The organism is Enterobacter sp. Taxon_8 (assembly GCF_058354585.1).
The window spans coordinates 915,958-931,276 of sequence record NZ_CM177989.1 but is presented as its reverse complement, the minus strand read 5'-3'; the positions used below and the strand labels follow the sequence as shown (position 1 = coordinate 931,276).

The window sequence follows — 15,319 nt, the reverse complement described above, 5'->3', positions numbered from 1 at the left end:
TGCGCGATTGTCCCTCATTGACACAAAATCGTTTCCTCTGTATAAAATTCCGCCTTAATAATGAGTTTCATTTGCATCAAAAATAATTTTAATGAAGGGTATCGTTTCATGAAGAAGGTCATCTGCGCGTTAGGCCTGGCGGTTGCGTCGGTCAGTTCTGCTCTGGCAACCACATATCCTCTGACGATTGAAAACTGTGGCTATAAAGAGACATTCACCAAAGCGCCGGAACGCGTCGTGGCTCTGGGTCAGAATACCGTCGAAATTCTGCTCCTGCTGGGGCTGGAAGATAAGGTAAAGGCCAGCGCCTTCTGGCCGACGAAAGTGTTGCCGCAGCTCGCTGAACAGAACGCAAAAATCAAAACCCTGACGGTCGAAATCCCTACCCTTGAATCCGTGCTTGCGCAAAATCCCGACTTTGTCCCCGCCCAGACGCCACTGCTGCTGGGGCCGGAAAGCAAGGTCGCAAAACGCGACGATCTGATGACCCTGGGCGTGAACAGCTACGTGTCGCCGGGCATGTGCGCGACCAAAAAAGCCACCGGCGATATGTACGGCAGCCGCCAGAAGCTGTGGGATATGACGTATCTCTATCAGGAGATTGAGGACTTCGCCAAAATCTTTAACGTTGAAGACCGCGGTCAGGCCGTGATTGCCGATTTCAAAAAACGAGAGGCCGACCTGCGTAAGGAATTCGGCAAGAGCAAAAAAGACCTCTCGTTTGTCTTCTGGTTCTCCAGCTCCTCCCCCTCTGCGGACGCCTACGTCGGCGGTAAAAATAGCCCCTCCGGGTTTATTGCGAGCCTGATGGGCGGGCATAACGCCATCACCTCCGAGACCGAATGGCCAACCGTGGGTTGGGAAAGCATTATTGCCGCCAATCCGGATGTCATTGTGGTGTCCAGCCTCGACCGCAACCGCTGGGCGCTGGATAACGCGGAAGAGAAAATCAAATTCCTGAAAAGCGATCCGGCCGTCAGCCAGCTGGACGCGGTGAAAAAAGGTCATATCGTGGTGATGGACGGTCAGGCCATGAACCCGACGATTCGCACGATTTACGGGGCTGAGCAGGTCGGCGAACAGCTCAGAAAGCTGGGGCTGAACTGATGACCACCGCCGTTCTTCAGGCCCGGCAGAGCCTGGTTCTGACGACCTCGTGTTTGCTCGCCTTCGTCCTGCTATTTCTGGTTATCGCGCTGAGCGTCAGCGTCGGCGAACTGTCCATCCCGCTGGATAACGTGTTTTACGCTATCAGCAATAAAATGGGGCTCACCGATATTCCGCTCACTCGTATCTATGAGAGCGTGATCTGGGACTTTCGCCTGAGCCGCGCGCTGGTTGCGGCCTGCTGCGGCGCGGGGCTGGCCATCTGTGGTGCCGTATTGCAGAGCCTGCTGAAGAACGCGCTGGCGGAACCCTACGTGCTCGGCGTGTCCGCGGGCGCGTCGACCGGGGCGGTTTCTGTTGTCGTATTGGGGATCGGCACCGGTGCGGTGTCGCTCTCTGCCGGGGCCTTTGCCGGGGCGTTCGCCGCGTTTGCGTTTGTCGCATTTCTGACGAACGGCGCGCGCGGCGGGAATGAACGTACTATTCTGGCAGGCGTTGCCGCCTCGCAGCTTTTCAATGCCATTACCGCCTATACCATCAGCACCTCCGCCAGCGCCCAGCAGGCGCGCGACGTGATGTTCTGGCTGCTGGGCAGCTTCAGCGGCGTACGCTGGCCCGAATTCCAGCTGGCACTGGTCGTGGTGCTGATTGGATTAGCCATTTGCCTCTATTATTCCCGTGCGCTGGATGCCTTTACGTTCGGTGACGACGCCGCGGCGTCGCTTGGCATTGCTGTTCCCTGGGTGCGCCTGGCGCTCTTTACCACTACCGCACTTATCACCGCGACCATCGTCAGCATGGCGGGGTCAATCGGCTTTGTCGGGCTGGTGGTGCCGCACGTCATGCGCTTCCTGTTCGGGCCGCTGCACCGCACGCTGCTGATTGCCAGCGCGCTGGCAGGCGCGATCCTGATGGTGCTGGCAGACATTGCCTCACGCATGCTGATTGCGCCGCAAAGCCTGCCCGTCGGCGTGGTCACCGCGCTGGTTGGCGTCCCCTTCTTTGCCGTGATTATCTACCGTTCAAGGAATAAGTGATGAGCATCTGCGCGGAAAATATTACCTGGAAGGTCGGCAAAAAAGTCATCGTTAATGACGTCTCGCTGAAGGTGTCACGGGGCGAAACGGTAGGGCTGCTTGGCCCTAACGGCTGCGGTAAATCGTCTCTTTTACGTATCCTCGCGGGTCTGCGTCGCCCGGATGCTGGCCGCGTTACCCTGGACGGTCAGGACATCTGCAGCATCGCCAAAAAGCAGCTGGCGCGACGGGTGGCCTTCGTCGAGCAGCACGGTATGACGGACGCCAACATGCGCGTGCGCGACGTGGTGAAACTCGGGCGGATTCCGCACCACTCCGCCTTTTCCAACTGGAGCACGCACGATGACGAGACCGTCACCGCCGCTCTGCAGCGCGTGGATATGCTGGATAAAAGCGACCAGGGCTGGCTGAGCCTCTCCGGCGGCGAGCGCCAGCGCGTCCACATTGCCCGCGCGCTGGCCCAGACCCCGACGGAAATCCTGCTGGATGAACCGACCAACCACCTGGACATTCATCATCAGATGCAGCTGATGCAGTTGATCAGCGAATTACCGGTCACCAGCATTGTCGCTATACACGATCTCAACCACGCCTCGATGTTCTGCGACTCGCTGATAGTCATGCAGAAAGGGCAAATTGTGGCGACGGGGACACCGCAGGATATCTTATCCGAGTCATTGCTCTGGGACGTCTTCCGGGTCAAAACCAAAATCGAGATCTCACCGTTCCATGGCAAAAAGCACATTCATTTTATCGTTTAGGGGCGAGTGACCAACGATGCCCCTTCGCCCTGCCACCATGCTCTGGCCGCCCGTTTTACTGGGTAGCCAGTTTGTTTTTAACATTGGCTTTTACGCCGTTGTTCCCTTCCTGGCGATATTCCTGCGCGACGACATGCTGCTCTCCGGCGGGCTGATCGGGCTGATCCTGGGCCTGCGCACGTTCTCGCAACAGGGGATGTTTATCGTCGGTGGTGCCCTCTCGGACCGGTTTGGCGCGAAAATCGTTATCCTGAGCGGCTGTATTGTCCGTGTTTCAGGTTATCTGCTGCTGGCCTTCGGGGAATCGCTGTGGCCGATTATTCTGGGCGCGTGTCTGACAGGCGTGGGCGGCGCGCTGTTTTCTCCGTCTATTGAAGCATTGCTGGCGAAAGCGGGCACGCACAGCGAGGCGAAAGGTAAACGAAGCCGGGCGGAGTGGTTCGCGCTCTTTGCGGTTTGCGGGGAACTCGGTGCCGTACTGGGCCCGGTCGCCGGCGCCCTGCTAACCGGCCTGGGTTTTCGTCAGGTGGCGCTAGCGGGGGCGGGGGTCTTTCTCGTTGCGCTGGTGGTTCTCTACTTTTGCCTGCCCGCGTCACGCCACGCCGCGCAGACGCTAAAGCTCGTTCCCTGGTGGACGACGTTCCGCCAGCCCCGCTTTGTCGCCTTTATTATTGCCTACAGCTCGTGGCTTTTAAGCTATAACCAGCTCTATCTGGCGCTGCCGGTAGAGATCCAGCGCTCTGGCGGTAACGAGAAAGATCTCGGCCCACTCTTTATGCTGGCCTCCGTTCTGATCATCACCTTACAGCTGCCGCTGGCGCGTTTCGCCCGACGCGTGGGTGCGGTGAGGATCCTGCCGGTGGGCTTTTTGCTGCTCTCCGCCGCCTTTGCGAGCGTGGCAATATTTGCGTCGACGGCACCGCCAGAGGGCTGGCTGCGCCTGCTGCCGTCAGTCTGTTTCGTGACGCTGCTGACGCTGGGGCAGATGCTGCTGGTACCCTCGGCAAAGGATCTGATCCCGAGGTTTGCCGAGGAGTCCACGCTGGGGGCGCACTATGGCGCACTCGCCACCGCTGGCGGCATTGCGGTACTGGCAGGAAACTTGTTGTTTGGTAGCCTGCTGGATCGCGCGCTGGTACCCTCAACGCAGGCGATGTATCCCTGGCTGCTGCTGGCCCTTTTCCCACTCTGTAGCGCGCTGGCCCTGAACGTTATTTGCCGCCCGCTCAAAAGCTGAACCGGTCACTTTTTCGGACGATACTTTTCCGGCAGCTCCGGCACGGGACGACGGTCATCAATCAGATGGCGGACGGTCAGAATGGGGTGACGCCATAACATACGCGGGCCTGCCCAGCGCATAATCTGCTTCATCTCTTCGCGTTTTGCAGGCTGATAGCAGTGGACCGGACACTGCTTACAGGCAGGCTTTTCCTCACCAAAAGCGCACTTATCCAGGCGCTTATCGGCATAGGCATTCAGCGCCTGGTAGTGCCCGTCTTCCACAGAGGCCTGAGGACACTGCTTCTGATACAGCGCGATCATTTTCGCGATGGTCTCTTTTTCGCGAGATATTCGTTTACCGGACATAGCGACTTACCAAACAATAAAGTGCAAAAATAATACACCTTTCAATGCGGGATTTCAGTTGTTGCATGCGGTTTTCTGAAGCCTGATTCCAGTTTTATTCCTGCACCGCCCGGCAATCACTGGTATTTTATACAGTAATTAGTGATGACTTTTATCCGTGTTGTCAGGAGACCCTATGCAAGAACTCGCTATCAACAAACCCTATCGCCATTTAACAGTGGGATATTTCAGAAAGCGCCATGAAGACCGCAATACCAAGATACCGAAGCGTTACAGCGTGCATGCGGCGCTGAGCTTAAAAGGAGACTGGCTTGAACAGGCTGGGTTTACCACCCACTCCAGGGTTCGAGTGGGCGTAGAGCATGGAAAAATAGTCATTGAGTTAATGTCGGAAGATGCCTCGTAAAGCGACGACATTTTTCTGCGCCGTACCTTTTTTTCATGCGACAATAGAAGGAACAAACGGCCTCTGAGCCGCTCAAAACGGTTTATATTCAAAGAAATGGACATCATAACTCCATGAGCACACTCGACAATTTCGACGCACATACGCCGATGATGCAGCAGTATCTGAAGCTGAAGGCACAGCATCCGGAAATCCTGCTGTTCTATCGTATGGGCGATTTTTACGAGCTGTTTTATGACGATGCTAAGCGCGCATCGCAGCTGCTCGACATCTCGCTGACCAAACGGGGCGCATCGGCTGGTGAACCCATCCCAATGGCCGGTATTCCGCACCACGCGGTAGAAAACTACCTGGCGAAACTGGTGAATCAGGGTGAGTCTGTCGCCATCTGCGAACAGATCGGCGACCCCGCGACCTCAAAAGGTCCGGTGGAACGCAAGGTCGTGCGCATCGTCACGCCCGGCACCATCAGTGATGAAGCCCTGCTTCAGGAACGCCAGGACAACCTGCTGGCCGCGCTGTGGCAGGACGGTAAAGGCTTTGGCTACGCGACGCTGGATATTAGTTCCGGACGTTTTCGTCTGAGTGAACCGGCCGATCGTGAAACGATGGCTGCCGAACTGCAGCGCACCAACCCGGCAGAATTGCTCTACGCCGAAGATTTCGCCGAAATGGCGCTGATTGAAGGTCGTCGCGGGTTGCGCCGCCGTCCGCTGTGGGAATTCGAAATTGGTACCGCGCGCCAGCAGCTGAATCTGCAGTTTGGCACCCGCGATCTGATTGGCTTTGGCGTTGAAAATGCCCCGCGCGGGCTGTGTGCGGCAGGTTGCCTCCTGCAGTACGTAAAAGATACCCAGCGCACCGCCCTGCCGCATATCCGCTCTATCACCATGGAGCGCCAGCAGGACAGCATCATCATGGATGCCGCCACTCGCCGTAACCTGGAGATCACGCAGAACCTCGCGGGCGGCGTAGAAAATACGCTGGCGTCGGTCCTCGACAATACGGTAACGCCAATGGGCAGCCGTATGCTGAAACGCTGGCTGCATATGCCGATTCGCGATACCGCTACGCTGGTTTGTCGTCAGCAGACGATTGCCGCGCTGCAGGATCGCTATACCGAGCTGCAGCCTGTCCTGCGCCAGGTGGGAGATCTGGAACGTATCCTGGCCCGTCTGGCGCTGCGCACGGCGCGACCGCGCGATCTTGCGCGGATGCGTCATGCTTTCCAGCAGCTGCCGGAACTTCGTGCGCAGCTGAGCGACGTTGACAGCGCGCCGGTACAGAAACTCCGCGAAACCATAGGCGAATTTACCGAACTCCGCGAGCTGCTGGAGCGCGCCATTATCGATGCGCCTCCGGTTCTGGTGCGTGATGGCGGCGTGATTGCTCCGGGCTACAACGAGGAGCTGGACGAATGGCGCGCGCTGGCCGACGGCGCGACGGACTACCTCGATAAGCTGGAGATCCGCGAGCGCGAGCGTCTTGGGCTGGACACCCTGAAGGTGGGTTATAACGCGGTTCACGGTTACTACATTCAAATCAGCCGCGGGCAGAGCCACCTGGCACCGATTCACTACGTGCGCCGCCAGACGTTGAAAAACGCTGAACGCTACATCATTCCCGAGCTGAAAGAGTACGAGGACAAAGTCCTCACCTCGAAAGGGAAAGCCCTGGCGCTGGAAAAACAGCTGTATGAAGAGCTGTTTGATATGCTGATGCCGCACCTGGCCGACCTGCAGCTGAGCGCCAGCGCGCTGGCGGAACTGGACGTGCTGGTGAATCTGGCAGAGCGCGCGGAAACGCTGAACTACACCTGCCCGACCTTTACCGACAAGCCCGGCATTCGCATCACTGAAGGCCGTCACCCGGTGGTGGAGCGGGTGCTGAACGAACCGTTCATCGCCAACCCGCTGAGCCTGTCGCCGCAGCGAAGAATGCTGATCATTACCGGTCCGAACATGGGCGGTAAGAGTACTTATATGCGTCAGACGGCGCTGATTGCCCTGCTTGCCTACATCGGCAGCTACGTTCCGGCGCAAAACGTGGAGATCGGCCCCATCGACCGTATCTTTACCCGTGTTGGAGCTGCGGACGATCTGGCGAGCGGTCGCTCAACCTTCATGGTCGAAATGACTGAAACGGCAAACATTCTGCATAACGCGACGGAGCACAGCCTGGTGCTGATGGACGAAGTCGGACGCGGAACGTCAACCTACGATGGTCTGTCGCTGGCCTGGGCCTGTGCGGAAAGCCTCGCGAATAAAATCAAGGCCATGACGCTGTTCGCCACCCACTACTTCGAGCTGACGCAGCTGCCGGAGAAAATGGAAGGCGTGGCTAACGTCCACCTTGATGCGCTGGAGCACGGCGACACCATCGCCTTTATGCACACGGTGCAGGATGGCGCGGCAAGCAAGAGCTATGGTCTGGCCGTTGCGGCGCTGGCCGGTGTACCGAAAGAGGTGATCAAGCGCGCGCGTCAGAAACTGCGTGAGCTGGAAAGCCTGTCACCGAATGCGGCGGCGACGCAGATTGATGGTACGCAGATGTCGCTGCTGGTACCGGCGGAAGAGACATCGCCTGCTGTGGAAGCGCTGGAAAACCTCGATCCGGATTCACTGACGCCGCGTCAGGCGCTGGAGTGGATTTATCGCCTGAAGAGTCTGGTTTAGTTTTCTGCGGTCTTTGCCCGGTGGCGCAGCGCCACCGGGCTGTCTTTACAGCAGCGGCGGGATCGTTGGCACCTGCGGCGCCTCGTCAATATCCTTCTGCGTCATGCGGAACGCTTCAGGGTAATGCTCGCGGCTGGTACGACGCAACGGTTCGGTATCTCGCCAGGTATACAGACAATGCTGGCACTGGTAAACGGTCCAGACCCCTTTCACCGGCGACGTCGCCATCACTTCAATATGCTCATCGGCACAACGTGGACAAATCATCTTTTCCTCCTTATTGACGTGAAGCCAGCATCGCGGTCAGTTTTTCAGCCCAGGCTTTGGTTTCAGGCAGATCCTGTACCGGCTGGCTATAGTGGCCACGGGTGTCCGGTGCGACAGGCGTGGTCGCATCGATAATCAGTTTGTCGGTAATGCCCGCCGGACTGGATCCAGGATCGAGTTCCAGCACCGACATGTTCGGCAACTGCACCAGATCGCCTGCCGGGTTGACCTTCGATGACAGCGCCCACATCACCTGCGGGAGGTTGAACGGGTCGACATCCTCATCCACCATGATCACCATCTTCACGTAGCCCAGGCCGTGCGGCGTGGTCATGGCGCGCAAGCCGACCGCGCGGGCAAAACCGCCGTAGCGTTTTTTGGTGGAGATAATCGCCAGCAGACCGTGGGTATACATCGCATTCACCGCCTGCACTTCCGGGAATTCCGCTTTCAGCTGCTGGTAGAGCGGCACGCAGGTGGCTGGCCCCATCAGATAATCAATCTCGGTCCACGGCATACCGAGATAAAGGGATTCGAAAATCGGTTTGGTGCGGTAAGAAACTTTGTCGATACGCACAACCGTCATGTTACGACCACCGGAGTAGTGCCCAGTAAACTCGCCGAACGGCCCTTCAATTTCGCGCTTACGGCCTTCAATCACCCCTTCCAGGATCACTTCAGAACCCCACGGCACGTCGAAGCCGGTCAGCGGCGCGGTGGCAATCGGATATGGGCTTTCACGCAGCGCGCCGGCCATTTCATACTCTGACTGATCGTATTTCAGCGGCGTCGCGCCCATCAGCGTAATGATCGGATCGTTACCGAGGGTAATGGCAATCGGCAGGTCTTCGCCGCGCTCTTCGGCTTTGTGCAGATGCAGAGCAATATCGTGCATCGGTACCGGCTGCAGGCCGAGCTTGCGCTTGCCCTTCACTTCCATGCGGTAGATGCCAACGTTCTGCTTGCCGAAGTTATCCGGGTCAAGCGGATCGCGCGAGACGACGCACGCTTTATCGAGATAAAAACCCCCGTCGCCGTCGTTCAGACGGAACAGAGGTAGAATATCGAACAGGTTAATGTCTTCACCGTCCACCGTATTCTGCGCCCAGGCCGGGTTGGGGCGGCGCTCTGGCGCAATAGGAAATTTATCCCAGCGACGGATAAACTCGTCGATCTGCTTTTTCACCGGCGTGTTCGCCGGCAGCCCCATCGAAATGGCATGGTTCTGCCAGGAGCCGATGGTGTTCATCACCACGCGGGCATCGGTAAACCCGCGAATATTGTCGAACCACAGCGCGGGGGCGCCGTCACCGATGCGGCCGGTCGCGTTGGCTGCCGCCGCCAGATCGGGCTCGGCGTTAACCTCTTCCTCAATTTTCAGCAGTTGCCCTTGCTCATCGAGCGCCTGCAGGAAGCTTCTCAAATCATCAAATGCCATCTTTATTCTCCTGTGAAAAATGTTTCGCCTCCCGCAACCCGTTCCAGCGGCGCGCCTTTTTATGCTCCAGGCCAAACTGGTCAAGCACGCGGGTCACAATATGCTGGGTGATGTCATCGGCGGTTTGCGGATGGTTGTAATACGCAGGCATAGGCGGCACCATCGCCACGCCCATGCGGGAGAGCGCAAGCATATTCTCCAGATGAATGGTGCTGAGCGGCGTTTCACGGGGCACCAGCACCAGCTTACGCCCCTCTTTCAGCACCACATCCGCCGCACGGCCCACCAGCCCTTCGGCATAGCCCGCGCGGATCCCGGCCAGCGTTTTCATGCTGCAGGGAATGACGATCATGCCGTCGGTACGAAACGAACCGGAGGAGATGGTGGCGGCCTGGTCAGCCGGGCTATGGACAACGTCAGCCAGCGCAGCAACGTCCTGGGCGGTGTAAGGGGTTTCCAGTTCAATGGTGGTTTTTGCCCACTTCGACATCACCAGATGCGTCTCTACTTCCGGCATTTCCCGCAGCGCCTGCAGCAGCGCCACTCCCAGCGGAGCACCCGTCGCCCCCGTCATTCCCACGATCAATCTCATTCATCACCTCAATCATTTTGTTCGTGTACGAACATTATGAGTAAACTACTCCCGAATTCTTTTTCTGACAATATCGTTCGCATACGATCACACTAAATGCTAAAAAATGCCGCATTATCATCCCGGGCTTTAGCAGCTATCATAGGGGGTGATTTTTTCTGTCGGAGTGTTCATGGAACTAAGACAAGAGGCGTTCCACCTGTTACGTCAGCTTTTTCAACAGCATACTGCACGGTGGCAACATGCATTGCCGGAGCTGACCAAGCCGCAGTATGCGGTGATGCGCTCCATTGCCGAGCATCCGGGCATTGAACAGGTGGCATTGACCGAGGTCGCGGTCAGCACCAAAGCGACCCTGGCGGAAATGCTCAGCCGCATGGAGGCGCGTGGGCTGGTCAAACGCGAGCACGACCCTGCGGATAAGCGCCGTCGCTTTGTCTTCCTCACGCCAGAAGGTGAGGCCCTGCTTGCAGAGTGTAAGCCGGTAGGCAATGAGGTTGATGAGGCCTTTTTAGGCCGTCTTAACAAGGCCGAGCGAGAACAGTTCTCGGCTCTCATCAAAAAGATGATGCACGATTAATTCACGCTGGTGCGCATAAAATCGATAAAGGTGCGCACTTTCGCTGAGACATGCCGGGCATCTGGATAGACCGCATAGATGCCCTGCCGCGCAAAGGTATATTCCGGTAACACCTGGACCAGTTCTCCCGCATCAAGCGCACAGCGTACCAGCCATTCCGGCAGTAACGCCACCCCACCGCCTGCGAGCGCAAAAGCCATAAGGGCCTGAGCGCTGTCGGCAAACAGGCGCGGCGCTTTTTTTATCTCGAGCGTTTCAGGCGCGCCGCTGGCATTTTTCACCTGCCAGCGGAGCGGTGAGGCCAGGCGCTCGTGGATAATCCAGCCGGCCTGCGCCAGCTGCGCAAGAGATTCGATCGGGTTTCTCACAAGCCACTCGGGCGTCGCGACGGGGAGAATAGAAAAGTGAGAAATCAGTGCGGCGTGGTTGCGCGAATCGGCAAGCGTCCCCAGCCGGATGGCCACGTCAAAGCGCTCCGAGATAAGGTCTGCGTGCAGTGACGACGAAACATGTCGGACGCGAAGATCCGTGTGCTGCTGGCTAAACCTGGCCAGCAGCGGCACCACGACCCGGGAGCCATATTCAGGCGTGGTCGTGATCCGCAGTTCACCGGTAAGTCCCGCATGATTCGCGCGGACATCATCCTGCAGCCGTTCGGCCTCCTTCAGAAGCGCCACGCTGCGCTGATGAAAAAGCGCGCCCGCCTCGGTTAGCGTCAGGCGGCGGGTGGAGCGCAGCAGCAGCGTAACGCCCAGCTCATCTTCAAGCTGGCGGATATTGAAGCTAACCACCGCTTTTGTCAGCCCCATCGCCTCGGCGGCCGCCGTAAAACTGCCGGTGTCGGCCACTGCGATAAACATCTGCGTCCGCTGTAGGTTAACCATTATTACGCCTTATACTGTCAAAATATTTTTGACAGTATATCGCGCTTTGTCAGGTTTATCCGTGATTCCCGAGCCGATACGATACGCCACCTCACCGGAGGATCCACCATGACGTATCGCAGCAAAGTTGCCGTTGTCTATCTGCTGGGCTTTTTTCTTGATTTGATCAACATGTTTATTGCCAGCGTCGCCTTTCCGGCGATGGCTCACGCCTTTAACACCACGCCTTCTGCCCTTGCCTGGGTCAGTAACGGGTATATTGCCGGTCTGACGATGGCGATCCCGTTCAGCAGCGTGCTCACGCGCCGCATCGGGCCAAAGCGCGTCATCCTGCTTTCGCTTTTTCTGTTCAGCGCAGCCTCAGCTACAGCGGGCCTGTCTGCAACGCTGGAAACTCTGATTGCCTGGCGAGTGCTTCAGGGCGTGGGAGGAGGCTTACTGATCCCCGTTGGACAGGCGCTGACCTGGCAACAGTTCAGGCCTCACGAGCGGGCCCGACTCTCCTCGGTAGTGATGCTGGTTGCGTTGCTTGCCCCGGCCTGCTCCCCGGCTATCGGCGGCGTGCTGGTGCAGACGCTGGGCTGGCGATGGATCTTTTTCGCCACGCTCCCGGTGGCTATCGTGACCTTTGTTCTGGCCTGTCTGTGGCTTAAACACGAAAAACCCACGATGAACACGGCCAGACTGCTAAACCTGCCCTTGCTTGCGAACCCGCTTTTGCGTTTTTCCATGCTTGTCTATTTATGCGTCCCCGGCATATTTATTGGGGTGAACGTCACGGCCATGTTTTATCTTCAGCACGAGGCGAACATGAGCCCAGCCGCAACGGGAATGCTCATGCTGCCGTGGTCTGTGGCATCGTTTCTCGCCATCACGGCGACGGGACGTTATTTTAACCGTATCGGCCCCCGACCGCCGATCGTCATCGGCTGCCTGTTGCAGGCGGCGGGTATTCTGCTTTTGATTGACGTTAGCTCGTCAACGCTGTTGCCTGCCGTCGCGTTTACCCTGATGGGCGCGGGGGGAAGCCTGTGCAGCAGTACGGCTCAGAGCAGCGCGTTTCTGACAACGCGCCGGGACGAGATGCCGGATGCCAGCGCGCTGTGGAATCTCAATCGTCAGCTGAGTTTTTTTGCCAGTGCCCTTCTGCTTGCGCAGGTGCTGAACCTGGCGCAGGCGTGGCTGACACCACTCGCCGCCTGGCACGGGATGTTTATTTTTGCTGCAGGCATGACCTTGCTGCCTGTACCGTACGTTTTTCGTCTTAACAATACGCAGGTGCTAAATCAGCTGCGACAGGAGAATTCATGACGCCTTTCGAACACGACATTATCGACCTCCACATTGCGCTTGAAGACTGGTTAGGCAAAGGTGAAGGCGATCCCGACGCCCTGCTCGCTCGTTTCCGTCGCGATTTTCTGATGCTCCCACCGGGCGGTGTTCAGATCGACTATATCGGCCTGGCCAGTTTTCTGGAAAACCAGCGTGGAAGTCGTCCCGGACTGAAGATCGTCATTGACGAATTAACCACGATCCAGAGCGGCGAACGGGGTGCAGTGCTTCACTACCGGGAGACGCAAACCCGGCCGGACCTGCCCGTCAACGTGCGCTGGTCAACTGCGGTGCTTAATCAGGAAGGCGATCGGATAGTGTGGCGTCTGCTGCACGAAACGGCTAAGCCGTAGCGCAAAAGAAAAAGGCCCGTCTCACGACGGGCCTTTTTTGACGAAAGGTTGCTTATTCGCGGAACAGCGCTTCGATGTTCAGACCTTGCCCCTGCAGGATTTCACGCAGGCGGCGCAGACCTTCAACCTGAATCTGACGAACACGTTCACGGGTCAGGCCAATTTCGCGGCCGACGTCTTCCAGTGTCGCAGCTTCATACCCCAGTAAACCGAAACGACGTGCCAGCACTTCACGCTGTTTGGCGTTCAGTTCGAACAGCCATTTGACGATGCTCTGTTTCATGTCATCGTCCTGCGTGGTGTCTTCCGGACCGTTATCTTTTTCATCGGCCAGGATGTCCAGCAGCGCTTTTTCGGAGTCGCCACCCAGCGGGGTGTCAACGGAGGTAATGCGCTCGTTGAGACGCAGCATACGGCTTACGTCATCAACCGGTTTATCGAGTTGTTCGGCAATCTCTTCTGCGCTTGGCTCGTGGTCCAGCTTATGGGACAACTCGCGCGCGGTGCGCAGATAAACGTTCAACTCTTTGACGATGTGAATCGGCAGGCGGATCGTACGGGTCTGGTTCATAATAGCCCGTTCGATGGTCTGACGAATCCACCAGGTCGCGTAGGTTGAGAAACGGAACCCGCGTTCCGGGTCAAACTTCTCAACTGCGCGGATGAGACCTAAGTTGCCCTCTTCAATCAGATCCAGCAGAGCCAGACCACGATTGCCGTAACGGCGGGCAATTTTCACGACCAGTCGCAGGTTACTTTCAATCATGCGACGACGCGAGGCAACATCACCACGCAAAGCACGACGTGCGAAATAGACTTCTTCTTCGGCCGTTAGCAGTGGGGAATAACCAATCTCCCCAAGGTAAAGCTGAGTCGCGTCCAGTACACGCTGTGTGGCACCCTGCGATAACAGCTCTTCTTCAGCCAAATCGTTATCACTGGGTTCCTCTTCTACTAAGGCTTTTTCGTCAAAAGCCTCTACTCCGTTCTCATCAAATTCCGCGTCTTCATTTAAATCATGAACTTTCAGCGTATTCTGACTCATAAGGTGGCTCCTACCCGTGATCCCTGAACGAGACACCCTGGCTGGCATGCCCCGTCAAATTATCGCTGCGGCAAGTACTGCAGCGGGTTTACGGATTTCCCCTTGTAACGAATTTCAAAATGCAAGCGTGTAGAACTGGTTCCGGTGCTACCCATGGTAGCGATTTTTTGCCCCGCCTTAACTTCTTGTTGTTCCCGGACCAGCATTGTGTCGTTATGGGCGTAGGCACTCAGGTAATCATCGTTATGTTTGATGATAATAAGATTACCGTAACCGCGCAGAGCGTTACCGGCATACACAACGCGTCCATCTGCGGTCGCGATGATAGCCTGTCCTTTACTCCCTGCGATATCGATCCCTTTATTTCCCCCTTCGGAGGAAGAGAAGTTCTCGATAACCTTGCCGTCAGTCGGCCAGCGCCATGCAGAAATCGGCGAACTGGAGGTCATACTGCTGGCAGTCGGTTCAGTAGAGCTAACCACAGGTGCCGTAACCGGTGCTGTGACAGCAGTCGCAGTCCCTTTATTATTCGGCAACATTTTGTTAGCAGTCTGATCACCTGAATCCTCAGAATACGTAATTACAGGTTGTGAAGCAACCACCGTGGTGGATTTTTGTGCAGGCTTAACGCTGTTATTTTGAGCTGTTACATCGGCCGCTGAAACGGTGTTGCCAGGCGTAAGCGGCGTGCCCGTCGCGTTGCCCACCTGGAGCGTTTGCCCGACTTCCAGACCATATGGGGCCTGGACGTTATTGCGCTGCGCGAGGTCACGGAAATCGTTCCCGGTGATCCACGCAATGTAGAACAGCGTATCGCCGCGTTTCACGGTATAGGTGCTGCCACCGGTGTAGCTGCCTTTCGGAATGTTCCCATACTGGCGGTTATAGACTATGCGGCCATTTTGGGTCTGAACAGGTTGTTCAACTGGCTGAACCTGTACTGGCTGTGTAACAGGATGTTGCACAGGCTGAATTTGTGGTGTTTGCTGCGGTGCAGCCGTCCCCATTTTAGGTGGCGGCGTGATTAACATTCCGCTGGACGTGTTACCGGAGCCGCTGTTTCCGCCGACGGAACTCACGGGCGCAGGCGCGTTGTTTGAACTTGTACAGCCTGCCAGCCAGAGCGAAACCAGTGATAATGCCGCAACACGGCTGATGGTGAATTTAGGGCTTCCCGCGCTCATTTATCCCCCAGGAATGTGTTAACTACCAGTGACTTAAAATTTACCGTGATGGCACGAATCTTTCGCGCCAC

Annotated in this window: 16 protein-coding genes; 9 read left to right on the top strand and 7 right to left on the bottom strand. The window is 57.2% G+C overall.

Features of this window, described 5'->3' with window-relative positions; all coding sequences use genetic code 11:
* Positions 1-108 precede the first annotated feature (108 nt).
* From eitA to AC4IBF_RS04445, 4 genes are read left to right on the top strand one after another with little or no spacing between them, the layout of a single operon-like run.
* On the top strand, positions 109-1,107 hold the full coding sequence (eitA, locus tag AC4IBF_RS04460; RefSeq protein ID WP_115876159.1) for a siderophore ABC transporter substrate-binding protein EitA: 999 nt from the start codon (positions 109-111) through the stop codon (positions 1,105-1,107).
* Positions 1,107-2,144, top strand: a complete 1,038-nt coding sequence (locus AC4IBF_RS04455; RefSeq protein ID WP_111965470.1) for a FecCD family ABC transporter permease — start codon at positions 1,107-1,109, stop codon at positions 2,142-2,144. The genes eitA and AC4IBF_RS04455 overlap by 1 nt, the downstream gene beginning before the upstream one ends.
* Positions 2,144-2,905 carry a siderophore ABC transporter ATP-binding protein EitC gene (gene eitC, locus AC4IBF_RS04450; RefSeq protein ID WP_111965469.1) on the top strand — a complete coding sequence of 254 codons (762 nt, stop codon included), beginning with the start codon at positions 2,144-2,146 and terminating at the stop codon, positions 2,903-2,905. The genes AC4IBF_RS04455 and eitC overlap by 1 nt, the downstream gene beginning before the upstream one ends.
* A 16-nt stretch (positions 2,906-2,921) precedes the next feature.
* On the top strand, positions 2,922-4,142 hold the full coding sequence (locus AC4IBF_RS04445; RefSeq protein ID WP_288461427.1) for an MDR family MFS transporter: 1,221 nt from the start codon (positions 2,922-2,924) through the stop codon (positions 4,140-4,142).
* A 5-nt stretch (positions 4,143-4,147) separates the two neighbouring features.
* Here AC4IBF_RS04445 and AC4IBF_RS04440 read toward each other — a convergent pair whose 3' ends face one another.
* Positions 4,148-4,492, bottom strand: coding sequence for a nitrous oxide-stimulated promoter family protein (locus tag AC4IBF_RS04440; protein WP_367896901.1), 345 nt, complete (start codon positions 4,490-4,492; stop codon positions 4,148-4,150).
* A gap of 175 nt (positions 4,493-4,667) precedes the next feature.
* Here AC4IBF_RS04440 and AC4IBF_RS04435 point away from each other — a divergent pair, with 175 nt between their 5' ends.
* Positions 4,668-4,898 carry a SymE family type I addiction module toxin gene (locus AC4IBF_RS04435; RefSeq protein WP_045908493.1) on the top strand — a complete coding sequence of 77 codons (231 nt, stop codon included), beginning with the start codon at positions 4,668-4,670 and terminating at the stop codon, positions 4,896-4,898.
* A gap of 113 nt (positions 4,899-5,011) precedes the next feature.
* Entirely contained in the window at positions 5,012-7,573 is a 2,562-nt protein-coding gene (mutS, locus tag AC4IBF_RS04430) for a DNA mismatch repair protein MutS (protein WP_143345453.1), read from the top strand.
* A 45-nt stretch (positions 7,574-7,618) separates the two neighbouring features.
* On the opposite strand, the gene AC4IBF_RS04425 is transcribed toward mutS, so the two are convergent.
* Genes AC4IBF_RS04425 through AC4IBF_RS04415 form a run of 3 tightly spaced genes read right to left on the bottom strand, consistent with a single transcriptional unit; the run spans position 7,619 to position 9,870 of the window.
* On the bottom strand, positions 7,619-7,840 hold the full coding sequence (locus tag AC4IBF_RS04425) for a non-oxidative hydroxyarylic acid decarboxylases subunit D (protein ID WP_003862116.1): 222 nt from the start codon (positions 7,838-7,840) through the stop codon (positions 7,619-7,621).
* 10 nt (positions 7,841-7,850) lie between these two features.
* Positions 7,851-9,278 carry a non-oxidative hydroxyarylic acid decarboxylases subunit C gene (locus tag AC4IBF_RS04420; protein WP_111965466.1) on the bottom strand — a complete coding sequence of 476 codons (1,428 nt, stop codon included), beginning with the start codon at positions 9,276-9,278 and terminating at the stop codon, positions 7,851-7,853.
* Positions 9,268-9,870: a non-oxidative hydroxyarylic acid decarboxylases subunit B gene (locus tag AC4IBF_RS04415; RefSeq protein ID WP_008499595.1), complete on the bottom strand. Its 603-nt coding sequence runs from the start codon at positions 9,868-9,870 to the stop codon at positions 9,268-9,270. Before AC4IBF_RS04415 ends, AC4IBF_RS04420 begins: the two co-directional genes overlap by 11 nt.
* Before the next feature lie 172 nt (positions 9,871-10,042).
* On the opposite strand from AC4IBF_RS04415, the gene AC4IBF_RS04410 reads away from it, so the two are divergent.
* Complete coding sequence (locus AC4IBF_RS04410) at positions 10,043-10,450, top strand: MarR family winged helix-turn-helix transcriptional regulator (RefSeq protein ID WP_133295053.1); 408 nt, start codon at positions 10,043-10,045, stop codon at positions 10,448-10,450.
* On the opposite strand, the gene AC4IBF_RS04405 is transcribed toward AC4IBF_RS04410, so the two are convergent.
* Entirely contained in the window at positions 10,447-11,334 is an 888-nt protein-coding gene (locus AC4IBF_RS04405) for a LysR family transcriptional regulator (RefSeq protein ID WP_133295054.1), read from the bottom strand. The genes AC4IBF_RS04410 and AC4IBF_RS04405 overlap by 4 nt on opposite strands.
* Before the next feature lie 108 nt (positions 11,335-11,442).
* Here AC4IBF_RS04405 and AC4IBF_RS04400 point away from each other — a divergent pair, with 108 nt between their 5' ends.
* Together AC4IBF_RS04400 and AC4IBF_RS04395 are read left to right on the top strand one after the other, a co-directional pair.
* Positions 11,443-12,645, top strand: coding sequence for an MFS transporter (locus tag AC4IBF_RS04400; RefSeq protein WP_479974971.1), 1,203 nt, complete (start codon positions 11,443-11,445; stop codon positions 12,643-12,645).
* Positions 12,642-13,019, top strand: coding sequence for a DUF4440 domain-containing protein (locus AC4IBF_RS04395; RefSeq protein ID WP_133295056.1), 378 nt, complete (start codon positions 12,642-12,644; stop codon positions 13,017-13,019). The genes AC4IBF_RS04400 and AC4IBF_RS04395 overlap by 4 nt, the downstream gene beginning before the upstream one ends.
* Positions 13,020-13,071: 52 nt before the next feature.
* On the opposite strand, the gene rpoS is transcribed toward AC4IBF_RS04395, so the two are convergent.
* Both rpoS and nlpD read right to left on the bottom strand, forming a co-directional pair.
* The gene (gene rpoS, locus AC4IBF_RS04390) at positions 13,072-14,064 is read right to left on the bottom strand and encodes an RNA polymerase sigma factor RpoS (protein WP_008499600.1); all 993 of its coding nucleotides are present in this window, start codon (positions 14,062-14,064) and stop codon (positions 13,072-13,074) included.
* A 59-nt stretch (positions 14,065-14,123) separates the two neighbouring features.
* Entirely contained in the window at positions 14,124-15,248 is a 1,125-nt protein-coding gene (gene nlpD, locus AC4IBF_RS04385; protein ID WP_039024138.1) for a murein hydrolase activator NlpD, read from the bottom strand.
* Positions 15,249-15,319: the final 71 nt, after the last annotated feature.

Excerpts from the sequence above, each read along its gene's own strand:
- AC4IBF_RS04425 (WP_003862116.1), bottom strand. The coding sequence starts at position 7,840 with ATGATTTGTCCACGTTGTGCCGATGAGCATATTGAAGTGATGGCGACG.
- eitC (WP_111965469.1), top strand. The coding sequence starts at position 2,144 with ATGAGCATCTGCGCGGAAAATATTACCTGGAAGGTCGGCAAAAAAGTC.
- eitA (WP_115876159.1), top strand. The coding sequence starts at position 109 with ATGAAGAAGGTCATCTGCGCGTTAGGCCTGGCGGTTGCGTCGGTCAGT.
- AC4IBF_RS04400 (WP_479974971.1), top strand. The coding sequence starts at position 11,443 with ATGACGTATCGCAGCAAAGTTGCCGTTGTCTATCTGCTGGGCTTTTTT.
- nlpD (WP_039024138.1), bottom strand. The coding sequence starts at position 15,248 with ATGAGCGCGGGAAGCCCTAAATTCACCATCAGCCGTGTTGCGGCATTA.
- AC4IBF_RS04410 (WP_133295053.1), top strand. The coding sequence starts at position 10,043 with ATGGAACTAAGACAAGAGGCGTTCCACCTGTTACGTCAGCTTTTTCAA.
- AC4IBF_RS04395 (WP_133295056.1), top strand. The coding sequence starts at position 12,642 with ATGACGCCTTTCGAACACGACATTATCGACCTCCACATTGCGCTTGAA.
- AC4IBF_RS04415 (WP_008499595.1), bottom strand. The coding sequence starts at position 9,870 with ATGAGATTGATCGTGGGAATGACGGGGGCGACGGGTGCTCCGCTGGGA.
- AC4IBF_RS04455 (WP_111965470.1), top strand. The coding sequence starts at position 1,107 with ATGACCACCGCCGTTCTTCAGGCCCGGCAGAGCCTGGTTCTGACGACC.
- AC4IBF_RS04405 (WP_133295054.1), bottom strand. The coding sequence starts at position 11,334 with ATGGTTAACCTACAGCGGACGCAGATGTTTATCGCAGTGGCCGACACC.
- rpoS (WP_008499600.1), bottom strand. The coding sequence starts at position 14,064 with ATGAGTCAGAATACGCTGAAAGTTCATGATTTAAATGAAGACGCGGAA.
- AC4IBF_RS04445 (WP_288461427.1), top strand. The coding sequence starts at position 2,922 with ATGCCCCTTCGCCCTGCCACCATGCTCTGGCCGCCCGTTTTACTGGGT.
- mutS (WP_143345453.1), top strand. The coding sequence starts at position 5,012 with ATGAGCACACTCGACAATTTCGACGCACATACGCCGATGATGCAGCAG.
- AC4IBF_RS04420 (WP_111965466.1), bottom strand. The coding sequence starts at position 9,278 with ATGGCATTTGATGATTTGAGAAGCTTCCTGCAGGCGCTCGATGAGCAA.
- AC4IBF_RS04435 (WP_045908493.1), top strand. The coding sequence starts at position 4,668 with ATGCAAGAACTCGCTATCAACAAACCCTATCGCCATTTAACAGTGGGA.
- AC4IBF_RS04440 (WP_367896901.1), bottom strand. The coding sequence starts at position 4,492 with ATGTCCGGTAAACGAATATCTCGCGAAAAAGAGACCATCGCGAAAATG.